The following is an 11,722-nucleotide window of genomic DNA, read 5'->3' as shown; positions in this document are numbered from 1 at the left end:
TCCCTTCCGGGGATTCAGGGGGTGAGCAGTGCCCGGAGCGCCTGTTTGTCGACCTTGCCGACGGCGGTCAGGGGCATCCGGGGCAGGAGGTGAACACGCTGGGGGGCCTTGTAGGCGGCCAGGCCGCGTCCGCGCAGATACGCCGCCAGGGCCCGGACGGTCGGTGCCGGGCCGTCGTGCACCAGCACGGCCACCGCGGCGTCACCCCAGTCCGGGTCCGGTACGGCGACGATCGCGGCGGCGCCGACTCCCGGAAGCTGGAGCAGGTGCTCCTCCACCTCGACGGCGGCGTACTTCTCCCCGCCGCGGTTGATCTGGTCCTTCACCCGCCCGACGACCACCACGTGCCCGCCGGGCAGCCGGCGCACCTCGTCACCGGTGCGGTAGAAGCCGTCCGCGGTGAACGAGGAGTCCGGTTGCGGGCCGTTGTAGTAGGCGCGCAGCGTGTAGGGGCCCCGGACGAGCAGCTCGCCCTGCTGGGCGGGTTCGGTGGTGCCCGGGCGCACGACGAGCAGCTCGTCGTCCGGGCAGCCGGGACGCCCCTGGGTGGTGGTCACCAGCTCGATCGGGTCGTCGAGTGCGGTGTAGCAGACGAGGCCCTCGGCCATGCCGTAGACCTGCTGGATCGTCGCGCCGAGTGCGGGCCCGGCGGTGCGGGCCGTCTCGTCGGGCAGCCGGGCACCACCCACCTGCACCACCCGCACGGTGGCCAGGGCCTGCGGCCGGAACCGGGCCTCGTCCAGCCAGTGCGGCACCAGCGCGGGGGTGAGCGCGGTGTGCGTCACGCCCTCGGCCTCGATCAGGTCGAAGGCGGTCGCCGGACTGGGATCCGGTGCCATGACCACGGTTCCGCCCACCGACAGGGCACCCAGCACCCCCGGGCAGGCGAGAGTGAAGTTGAATCCGGCCGGCAGCACCGCGAGATACACCGTGCTCTCGTCCATCCCGGCGGCCCGGACCCCGAGCCGGACGTTGAGGTCGTAGTCGGTGTGGCTGCGCGGGATGAGCTTCGGGCGCCCGGTCGTGCCGCCGGAGATCAGCAGCAGGGCCAGGTCGCCGGGGGCCGGGCCGGCCGGGTCGTCGGGGTCGGCACGCTCCACCGGTACCAGCCGGAGGGTGGGACGATGCCCCGGCACCGGCTGAGCCGGCGATACCGGTTGCGGCGGTGGGCCGGCCGCCCGCAGATCGGTGAAGCCGATGTGCCGCCCGGGCTCGCCCACGACGACGACCATCGGCTCCGTCAGTCCTCTCGTCCTCAGGTCGGCACACACCTCCTCGGCCATCGCGCGCAGGTCGAACCGTCCCTGCCGGTCGGCCACCACCAGCGCGCGGGCCCCGGAGGCGGCGGCCAGGTGCGTGATCTCGTCACGGCGGTGGGCCGGCATGGCGTGCACGGGAACGGCTCCCAGCCGCTGCAACCCGAACCAGGCCAGCACGAAGTCGGCCCCGTTGGGCAGCTGGACGACGACCCGGTCGCCCCGGGCGAGGCCCAGCCGGGCGAATCCGGCTGCCACCAGGTCGGCCTGCGCGTCGAGCTGGTGAAAGGTCAGGCGGGCGCCGGGATCGACCACGGCGGTGCGGCCGGGCCAGCGGCGCGCCCAGCGGCGCAGTTCACCACCGAAAGTAACGTTTCGCCAATGTTTTACATACGCCTGATCGAAAGTCAAGGCGGTCCGGTCCGGTTGCCCGATCGTCTGCGTCATCGCCGTGCCCCTCTGGCGCGATCGTGCTCAGGTGTGCTTGCATGACGTTGCCTGAATGTGAAAATCATTCTCAATTAGTAGACAGCGTGAGGCCCCTGGCGCAACCCCCGGGCGCTGCTTCCCGGGGATCGGGGAACGGCGCGCTCGGCAATCTCGTGAAGCCCGAAAGGACTGCCTGAAAGTGAATTTGGACGTAGGTCTGGAACTTGACGACCTTCTGGAGAAACTCGGTGCGGTCGGCATCCGGGTGTGGGTGGACGGCGGTGAACTCAGGTTCCGGGCTCCCCGCGGAGCTCTCACGAGCGAGCTGCGGGACCAGGTGAAGCAGCACCGGCCCGCCCTGGTCGCCCGGCTCGGCGGCGGTGACACGCTGCCCCGGGTGGTTCCCGACCCGGAGAGCAGGCACCGGCCGTTCCCGCTCACCGAGGTGCAGGCCGCTTACCTGACCGGGCGCAGCGCCGCCTACGAGTACGGCGGTGTGGCCTGCCAGGCCTACGTCGAGGTCGGGTACGGCGACCTCGACCCGGAGGCGGTGCGCCGCGCCTGGACGGTGCTGGTGCGCCGGCACGGTGCGCTGCGCACCCTGATCCATCCGGACGGCACCCAGCACGTCCTGGAAGAGGTGCCCGAGCTGCCGGTCGGCTATGACGACCTGCGCGCCGGGCAGCCGGGCGCCTTCACCGAGAGCCGACTGAGAACCCGCTCCCGGATGGAGAACCGGGACGTTCCGCCGGACCGCTGGCCCCTGATCGACCTGCACGTCACCCGCGGGCCCGAGGAGGCGGTGCTGCATCTGGGCATCGACCTGCTCGCCGCCGACTACGCCGGGGTGCAGCAGCTGCTCGCCGAGTTCGACGCGCAGCTGACCGCGACCCCGGCACAGGAGCCCGCGGCCCTGACCTTCCGCGACTACGTCACCGCCCGCCGGGCGCTGACCGCAACCGCCACCTACCAGCGTGACCGCGCCTACTGGCGCGAGCGTGCCGAAACCCTCCCCGGGGCACCGGAACTACCGCTCGCGACCGGAGGTGAGGAGCCGTCCACCCGGTTCACGCGCCACGAGCGCGTTCTCGGCCCGGAGCTGCTGACCGGCCTGGAGAGCCGTTCCCGCGCCCGTGATCTCGCGCTCTCCTCGGTCCTGATGACCGCCTATGCCCTGACCATCGCCAGGTGGAGCCGTCACCGGGCGTTCACTCTCACCGTGCCCACCTTCGGCCGGCTCCCGCTGCACGACGACATCGACCGGCTGGTCGGTGACTTCACCACGATCGAACTGCTGGAGGTCGACCTCACCCGGCCCCGCGCGGTGGTCGAGCACGCCCGGGAGATCTCCGCACGACTGCTGGAAGACCTCGACCACGCCCTGTTCCCCGGCACCGAGGTGGCTGCCGAGCTGGCCCGGCTGACCGGTACCCGCCCGCTGCTGCCGGTGGTGTTCACCAGCACCCTCGACCTGCCCGCCGGCCCGGCCCCGACCGGCTCGATCGGCTACGTGTCCACCCGCACCCCGCAGGTGTGGATCGACTGTCAGGCCGTGCGGCGCGACGACCGGCTCGTGTTGTCCTGGGACACACGCGACGGCGTGCTCGCGCCGGGGGTGGCGGCCGAGGCCTTCGAGACCTTCGCCGCCCTGGTGAGCGCCCTCGCCGAGGACGACGCCGCCTGGGACCGGCACATCGACGACCTGCCCCCGGCCCAGGCAGCCCGCCGCACCGAGGCGAACGACACGCGAAGCCCGTTGCCGGAAGGGCTTCTTCACGACGCCTTCCTCGCGCAGGCCGCCCGCACCCCGGACGCCGTCGCGCTCGACGGCCCCGGCGGGACCCTCACCTATGCCCAGCTGCTGGGCCGGGCCCGGGCCGTCGCCGCCGCCCTGGAGGGAGTCGCCGGCGGTGCGCCGGTCGCCGTCTACCTGGACAAGAGCCCCGAGCAGATCGTGGCCGTGCTCGGTGTCCTGCTGGCCGGCGCCGCGTATCTGCCGGTCGAGATCAGCCAGCCGGCCGCCCGTCGCGCGGTGGTCCTGGACAGTGCCGGGGTGCGCACCGTGGTCACCTCGCCGGCCCTGGCCGGCCACGCCGACCCGTCCGGGGCGGGCGCTCGCCGGATCGTCGTGGTCGGCGAATCCGTTGCGGAAGCGTCTGATTCGGAACAGGCCGCGGATCCCGACGACCTGGCCTACGTGATCTACACCTCGGGTTCCACGGGCGTCCCCAAAGGCGTGATGATCAGCCACCGGGCCGCGCTGAACACCCTCGACGACGTGGCCGACCGGATCTCGCTGGGCCCCGACGACGCCGTGCTGGGGCTGGCCGGGCTGGGATTCGACCTGTCGGTCTTCGACGTGTTCGCGGCCCTGGGCCGCGGCGCCACCCTGGTGCTGCCCGATCCGCAGCGCCGTGGAGACCCCTCGCACTGGGCGGAACTCGCCGTGACGTACGGCATCTCGGTCTGGAACTCGGTGCCCGGGCAGATGCAGATGCTGGTCGACTACCTGCGCAGCGCCCCGGACCAGGTGCCCTCCGGGCTGAGGGTGGCCCTGCTCAGCGGGGACTGGATCCCGGTGACCCTGCCCGACGCCGCTCGCGCCCTGATGCCCCGGCTGCTGATGATCAGCATGGGCGGCGCCACCGAGGCCGCCGTCTGGTCGATCTGGCACACGATCGGGCGGGTCGATCCGCGACGGCCGAGCATCCCTTACGGAAAGCCCCTGGCCAACCAGACCTTCCACGTGCTGGACGACGACCTGCGACCGGTTCCGGACTGGTGCCCGGGCGAGCTGTACATCGGCGGGGCCGGAGTGGCGCTGGGCTATCTCGGTGACGCCGAGCGCACCGCCGAGCGGTTCATCACCCGTGACGGTGAACGTCTCTACCGCACCGGGGATCTCGGGCGCTACCGGCCCGACGGCGAGATCGAGTTCCTGGGCCGGGAGGACAACCAGGTGAAGATCCGCGGCTACCGCATCGAGCTGGCCGAGGTGGAGGCCGCGGTGCTCACGCACCCGGCGGTCGGTGCCGCGGCCGCACTCGTCGGTGCCGAGGCATCCGGGGCCCGGCACATCGTCGGGGTCGTCGAGCCGGCGATTCTGGACCCGGACCTGCCGGACCTGTGGGAGAGCGAGCGCACGGCCGCTCTCGGGTCGGCGGCTGCCGCGTCCCGGCTGGCCCAGGACCGCGTGGATCCACAGGCTTTCGCCGGTTTCCGGGCCGCGCTGGCCGACGCCGCGCTCACCGCCATGGCGGCGCTGGTGCACGAGCGGGTGGCATCACTCGTTTCCGGTGCGGAACCGGAGGCTCTGGTGGAAGCCCTGGGGGCGGGCGAGTACGCAGCCCCCGTGGTTCGGCGCTGGCTCCCGGCGCTGGCCGCAGCCGGGCGGCTGAACGCCCCGGCGCCTGCTGCCGGGGCCGTCGCCGCCGCGCTCACCCGCCTGGACCAGGCGGCCCGGACGATCGAGCACGGCTCCGATCTCGCCCGCATCGTCACGGTGTGCATCGAGAACCTGGGCGGGCTGGTGGACGGGTCTGCCGACGTCCGGGAACTGCTCTTCCCCGGCGCCCGCCCGGACCTGATGCTCGGCGCGTACCGGGACAACCTCGCCGTCGCCCACCTGCACGACGCCCTGGGTGCGGCGCTGGGTGAGGTGGCCGGCCGGCGGCAGCAGCCGCTGCGGGTGCTGGAGGTCGGTGGCGGTGTCGCCGGCACCACCACCCGGCTGGTCCCGGCCCTGGCCGCGCACCGGCCGGACTACCTGTTCACCGACCCGGCGGCGTTCTTCGTCGCCGAGGCGGCCGAGCGCTTCCCCGAGCACCCCTGGGTACGCACCGCGCGCCTGGACCTGCGGGAGGACCCCAGCGCTCAGGGGATGACACCCAACAGCGTGGACGTCGTGGTGGCCGGCAACCACCTGCACGCCCTTCCGGACGTCGGCGCCGCACTCGGCCACCTGCACACGGTGCTGGCCCCCGGCGGCTGGCTCGCGGTGATCGAGCAGACCCATGACGACGACCCGGCGCTGCTGGTCTCCACCGAGTTCCTGGAGGCCGCGGCCGGCCCGGCGCAGGACGTGCGGGCCCTGGACGGGCGGGCCTTCCTGTCCGCCGGGCAGTGGCAGGACGCCCTCACCGCAGCGGGTTTCGTGGTGCGCGGCGAACTGCCCGGAGCGGGGGAGCCGCTGCACCCGACCGGCCAGCGGCTGATCCTGGCCCAGGCCAAGACCGGCCGGGCCGTCGTGGATCCGCAGGACCTGGCCCGCGGCACGAGCGATCTGCTGCCCGCCTACATGGTTCCCAGCCGCTGGCTCGTGGTCGACCGGATGCCGCTGACCACGAACGGCAAGGTCGACCGTGCCGCGCTGGCCACGGCCGTGGCCGCGGGCTCGCCGGGCTCCGGCCCTGCGGGTACCGGAGGCTCCCCGCAGGGGGCGCTGGAACGGCAGCTGTCGGCCCTGTGGGCGGAGCTCCTGGGCGTGGAACAGGTCGGCCGTGACGACGACTTCTTCGCCCTGGGCGGGGATTCGCTGCTGGTCGCCCGGCTGGTCGCGCTCCTGCGCGAGCGGGTGCCCGGGGTGGTCACCGCGGAGTGGGAGGTGGTGCTGCGGGAGATGCTGCGCCGTCCCACCGTCGCCGCGCTCGCGGCCTACCTCAGAGGGCTGTCCGGCACAACGGGGGACGACGACAGCGCCGCCGCACCCCGTCGTACGCACGCGGTCGTCCCGCTGCACGGCGACCCCCAGGGGCCGGGCCCACTGACCGTGCTCGTGCACGCGGGCACCGGGACGGTCATGCCCTACCGGGCCCTGATCACCGAGATCCGCCGCCGCTCGGCGGGTACCGGTCACGTGGTCGGGGTGGAGGTGCCACACCTGCCGGACTTCCTGGAGGCGGACCCGGAGGGCCTGATCGAGGAGGTGTCGGCGCGCTACGTGCGGGAGCTGATGCCGCTGGCCCGCGGACCGGTGCACGTCGTCGGCTACTGCCTGGGCGGCCTGATCGCCACCGAGATCGCCCGTGGCCTGGCCGAGGCCGGCGCCGACGTGGCCACCTTCACCGCGATCAGCAGCCACAGCCCCCGGTTCCGGCTCGACGACGACCTGCTCAGCGAGTACTCGTTCTCGATCATGATGGGCATCGACCCGCAGGCCCTCGGCTTCCCCGCCGACGAGCTGCGGGTGGCCGCCGCCGCGGACGCCGCCCTGGCGGCCGGGAACGGGGTGATCGGGAACGGGGCCTTCACCCGCCTGGACGACGATTTCGCCGACGTGCGCGAGCGGTTCACCGAGCTCGCCGCCACGCCCCGGGCCCGCCGGGTGGAACGGATGTGCGAGCTGGTCCCGGCGACCGCGGGCATGTACGAGCCGGAGTACATGGACCGGCTGCGGGAGACGTTCCGGCAGAGCGTGTTCGCGATCACCCGCTACCAGCCGGAGCCGTACGCGGGCGACATCACCTTCCTGCGGCACAGCGGCGCCTACCCGTTCCCGGGCAGCCGGGACGCCGTCACCCAGCACTGGTCGGAGCTGTGCCTGGGGCACCTGACCGTCGTCGACGTCCCGGGCGACCACTTCACCTGCATGGACGTCGATCACGCCGGAGGCCTGCTGGACACGCTGGTGCAGATCACCGGTGGGGCGGTGCTGCGATGAGCCGCCCGATCGCGGTGGTCGGGGCCTCCGGGGCAGTGGGTCGCGCGGCTGTGACGGCGCTGCTGCGCCTGGGGGCCGGCCCGCTGCGCCTGGGAGCCCGGGACCCCGGCCGGCTGCCCCGGCCCCAGGACGCGACGGTCATCGCCGTCGACGTCACCGACCCGCACTCACTGCGGACCTTCCTGGCCGGCTGCGCCGGCGTGCTGGACTGCTCCGGGCCCAGCTACGAACTGGGCGACGCGGTGCCGGCCGCGGCGCTCGCGGCCGGCGTGCCGTGCGTGGTCGTCACCGGGGAACAGCCGGTGTACGAGTCGCTGATCGCCCGGGAACCGACCGGGCCGGCGGGTGTTCAGGTGCCGGTGGTGCTCTCGGCGGGAACCCTGCCGGGATTGTCGGGGCTGCTGCCGCGCCTGTTCGCCGCGACGGTGAGCGGAGCGTCGGCGGGAACCAGGGACGACGCGACGGCAGCCGCCGGTGCTCGCCTGGTGGTGCACACCGGTGGGCTGGAGCCGTGCACGGCCACCGTGGGCGCCGACCTGGTGCTGTCGCTCGGCGTGACGTCGCAGGCCGGGACGGCCTCACCGACGGGAGCGTCGGCCAACCTGTTCGGTGAGGCCGGTGCTGCCTGGCGGGACGGCCGCCGCCGCTCCCGGGTGCTGGCCCCGGCCGAGGACGCCGACGTGCCCGGCTTTCCCGGCCGGGTGGGCGTGCAGCCGTTCCTCAGCCTGGAGGCCGAACGGGTCGCGGGCGACCTGGGACTGCGCGAACTGGACTGGTACCACGTGCATCCCGGCCCGGCGGTACGGGCGGTGCTGGCCACGCTGCCCGCGGCCCGGCACTCGGGGGTGCCGCTGGAAGAACTGGTCGCCCGGATCCGGCGGGCCGCCGACGTCGACCTGACCGGCCAGAAGCCTTACTACCGGATGAGTTTCACTCTGCTGCGACGCGACGGCAGTCAGACGTCGGTGCTGCTGCGCAGTCCGGACAGCTACCGGCTGACCGGAGCCGTCGGCGCCTGCGCGATGCATCAGGTGCTGCTGCGTGAGGTGCCGGCCGGGATCCACTTCGCCGATCGCGTCCTGGATCCGCGGGCCCTGCTGAAACAGGTCCAGGTGGCCGACCCCGACACCCGGGTGGATGTCGTGGACGGCGGCGCCGAGGACGAGGAGGGCGCGCTGTGAGCACGCGGGTCGTCGTCGTGGGCGGAGGGTTCGGGCGCGTGCACGCGCGCGCCGTCCTCGCCCGGCCGGACCGGTACCGCCTGGCCGGGGTCGCGGGACGGGGAGGTGCGGCTTCACGGGAACTGGCACAGGCCCACGACGTCCCCTATTTCGATCTCTCCCACGGGACGCAGCCGGCCGCCCGGGCCGCGGACGTGGTCTGCGTCGCGGTCGGGTCGGCCATCTCCGGGGGGCCGGGAACCGAACTGGCACAGGCATTCCTGGCCCACGGCGTGCACGTGCTCCAGGAGCACCCGCTGCACGCGGACGAGCTGCTGGCCTGTGCCCGCACCGCCCGGGCCCACGGGGTGCAGCACCGGGTCAACCTGCACTACCGCAACGTGCCGCCGGTACGGGCGTTCATCGAGGCCGCCCGGCGGCTGACCGGCCGTTCCGGCCCGGTCTTCGTCGACGCCGCCGCACCGGTGCACGTACTGCACCCCCTGCTGGACGTGCTGGCCGCGGCCCTGGGCGGGGTACGCCCATGGGCCTGGCACGACGTGACCGGGCACGGGCCCCTGCGTACCGTCACCGGCACCCTCGCCGGGGTCCCCCTGACCCTGCGGGTGCAGAACCAGCTCGATCCCCTGGACCGGGACAACCACGCGCTGTTCTGGCACCAGATCCGCTGGGGGACGACGTCGGGCGTGCTCACGCTCGCCGACACACACGGTCCTGTCCTGTGGAGCCCGCGGTGGCACGCCGCTCGCGACGAGCACCACCGCCTGGTGCTGGAGGGGCCCGGTGCGGCGGGACTGGACCGGCCCAGCACGGCCACACTGCCGGGTACCGGGCCGGTGACCATGGCCCGGGCCATGGACGAATGGTGGCCTCAGGCCGTGCTCGTCGCCCTGGACGAGCTGACCGCCGCCGCCTCGGCCGGTGCCGACCCGCTGCGTCAGGCCCAGCTCGACCTGACCACCACGAGGATCTGGAGCGCGCTCACCACCCGGCTGGGCCCGCCGGACCCGGTCACGACCGGTGCGCCGGCGATGATCTCCGTAGACGACCTCGTCGTCCCCGACAGCCCCGACAGCCCCGACAGCCCCGACGGTCAGGACGGTGCGCCGGCCGGCTACACCACCGAGGCCGAGTTCTACGACCTGGTCGCCGGCCGCCGTTCTGCACAGGCCGAGGCGGTCGTCAGGGCCCTGGACGGGGCCGCCGCCGAGGACGGCCCGATTCTCGAGATCGGCGCCGGGACAGGGATCCTGACCGCGGCGGTGGCCCGGGCCCGCCCCGGTGCCCGGATCGTCGCCGCCGAGCCGGACCCGGTGATGCGGGCCGTGCTCACCTCCCGGGTGGTGCGCGACGAGGACCTGCGCGAGCGGGTCACCGTCACCGACGGTGCGGCTCCCGGTCTGCGCCTGCCCGACCGGATCGGCGCCGTCCTGGTCTGCGGCGTGGCCGGTCATCTGAATGCCGCTCAGCGCCGGGAGCTGTGGCACCGGCTGGCCCGGAATCTCGCTCCCGGAGCGCCTCTCGTGGTGGAGCTGCTCGCCCTCGACGACGCCGCCGACTTCGGCCCTGTCCGCCTCGGCCAGGCCCGCCTGGGGGAGGACGACGTGCAGTGGTGGTTCTCGGCCCGGCCCGGGCCGGACGGGAGCGCCGATCTGACCAGTACCTGGGAGACCTCCCGCGACGGTGCCGTCCACCGTTCTACCACCGCGCGTCATACCTGGAACCCGGTGACCCTGTCCGACGTCGCCGCCGAATCCGGTCTCCAACTGGAGGTTCTCGTGGCCGGTGGCACCGACGGCGCCGTGCCCCTGGGGGTGCTGCGCCACCCCTCCGGCCACCCGTCCCAGAAAACCCACACTCCCGAAACCAGCACCGAGGAGCCATGACCACCACGCCCGACCCCACCACGCCTGACCCCACCGTGCCCGACCCCACCGTCACCGCCGGGGGAACCGCGGCCCGCTGCCCGGTGACCGGCGCGTCCCTGGAGGACTTCCCCTTCACCCGCGAGAACCCGTTCGCCCCACCGGCCCGGTACGCCGACCTGCGCGCGAACGACCCGTTGCCGCAGGTCCGCATCCCCACCGGCAAGACACCTCACCTGATCACCCGGTACGCCGACGTGCGGGCCGCCCTGGCCCACCGGGCCGTCAGCTCGGACGTGCGCATCCCGGCGTTCCCGGCGATGGGCGCGGGCGAGCAGGAGGCAGCCGCCCGGACCCGGCCGTTCATCCGCACCGACCCGCCCGAGCACACCAAGATCCGGCGCATGCTGGTGGCCGAGTTCACCATGCGCCGCACCGAGGCACTGCGCCCCCGGATCCGGGCCACCGCCGAACGCCAGCTCGACCTGATGCAGCGCTCCGGCGAGAGTGCCGACCTGGTGAAGGACTACGCCAACGTCCTGTCCACCACGACGGTGCTGGAGCTGTTCGGCGCCCCCGCGCAGGACGTCGAGTTCTTCCGCGACGTCACCCGGGTGTCGGGCGGCCGCGACAGCACCGCCGAAGAGGTGAACGCCGCTCTGGGAAGGCTTTTCGGCGTCCTCAACGCCCTGATCGACGAACGCCGGGCGAATCCGGGCGACGATCTGATGTCGGCCCTGGTGAGCCGGTACCTGATGCCGGAGCTGATCACCCGTCAGGAGCTGCTGTCCACCGTCGGCATCACGATCGTGGCCGGTCGCGAGACCACGACCAGCATGATCACCCTGGGCGCCCTCTACCTGAGCCGCAATCCGCGGCTGCGCGACGGGGTGCTCGCCGACCCGTCCCTGTGGCCGCCGGTCATCGAGGAACTGCTGCGGGTGCTGTCGGTCGCCGACACCATCCCGCTGCGGGTGAGCACCGCCCCGGTCGAGCTGAGCGGTGGCACCGTACCCGCGGGAGAGGGCATCGTCGCCCTGCTGGCCGCGGCCAACCACGATCCGGCCGAGTTCCCCGACCCGGACCGGGTCGACCCGGACCGGACCCAGAAACACCATCTCGCCTTCGGGCACGGCATCCACCAGTGTCTCGGGCAGAACCTGGCCCGGGTCGAGCTGCACGAGGCGCTCGCGGCCCTGTTCGGGCGGATGCCCGCCCTGCACGAGGCCGACCCGCAGGCCGCTCTCGACGTGAAGCCCGACTCGGCGACCTACGGCCTGGAGTCGCTGCGGGTGGCCTGGTGAGTGGCTTGAGTGGCCGGGGGAGCGTGGT

At 73.5% G+C, this 11,722-nt stretch carries 5 protein-coding genes; 4 read left to right on the top strand and 1 reads right to left on the bottom strand.

The features are described from left to right. Positions 1-14: 14 nt before the first annotated feature. A complete protein-coding gene (locus KIH74_RS34040; protein ID WP_214160554.1) occupies positions 15-1,703 on the bottom strand; it encodes a (2,3-dihydroxybenzoyl)adenylate synthase in 1,689 nt (562 codons plus the stop codon). A gap of 181 nt (positions 1,704-1,884) precedes the next feature. On the opposite strand from KIH74_RS34040, the gene KIH74_RS34035 reads away from it, so the two are divergent. From KIH74_RS34035 to KIH74_RS34020, 4 genes are read left to right on the top strand one after another with little or no spacing between them, the layout of a single operon-like run. Then, positions 1,885-7,344: a non-ribosomal peptide synthetase gene (locus KIH74_RS34035; protein WP_214160553.1), complete on the top strand. Its 5,460-nt coding sequence runs from the start codon at positions 1,885-1,887 to the stop codon at positions 7,342-7,344. Beyond that, positions 7,341-8,525: an NAD(P)H-binding protein gene (locus tag KIH74_RS34030; RefSeq protein ID WP_214160552.1), complete on the top strand. Its 1,185-nt coding sequence runs from the start codon at positions 7,341-7,343 to the stop codon at positions 8,523-8,525. The genes KIH74_RS34035 and KIH74_RS34030 overlap by 4 nt, the downstream gene beginning before the upstream one ends. After that, complete coding sequence (locus KIH74_RS39095; protein WP_214160551.1) at positions 8,522-10,411, top strand: Gfo/Idh/MocA family oxidoreductase; 1,890 nt, start codon at positions 8,522-8,524, stop codon at positions 10,409-10,411. The genes KIH74_RS34030 and KIH74_RS39095 overlap by 4 nt, the downstream gene beginning before the upstream one ends. Then, complete coding sequence (locus tag KIH74_RS34020; RefSeq protein ID WP_214160550.1) at positions 10,408-11,694, top strand: cytochrome P450; 1,287 nt, start codon at positions 10,408-10,410, stop codon at positions 11,692-11,694. The genes KIH74_RS39095 and KIH74_RS34020 overlap by 4 nt, the downstream gene beginning before the upstream one ends. The last annotated feature ends 28 nt before the right edge of the window (positions 11,695-11,722 follow it).

It is taken from the genome of Kineosporia corallincola (assembly GCF_018499875.1).
Classification (GTDB): domain Bacteria; phylum Actinomycetota; class Actinomycetes; order Actinomycetales; family Kineosporiaceae; genus Kineosporia; species Kineosporia corallincola.
The sequence above is the reverse complement of the archived record's forward strand: the minus strand, read 5'-3'. Positions and strand labels throughout refer to the sequence as shown.

Excerpts from the sequence above, each read along its gene's own strand:
- KIH74_RS34040 (WP_214160554.1), bottom strand. The coding sequence starts at position 1,703 with ATGACGCAGACGATCGGGCAACCGGACCGGACCGCCTTGACTTTCGAT.
- KIH74_RS34030 (WP_214160552.1), top strand. The coding sequence starts at position 7,341 with ATGAGCCGCCCGATCGCGGTGGTCGGGGCCTCCGGGGCAGTGGGTCGC.
- KIH74_RS34020 (WP_214160550.1), top strand. The coding sequence starts at position 10,408 with ATGACCACCACGCCCGACCCCACCACGCCTGACCCCACCGTGCCCGAC.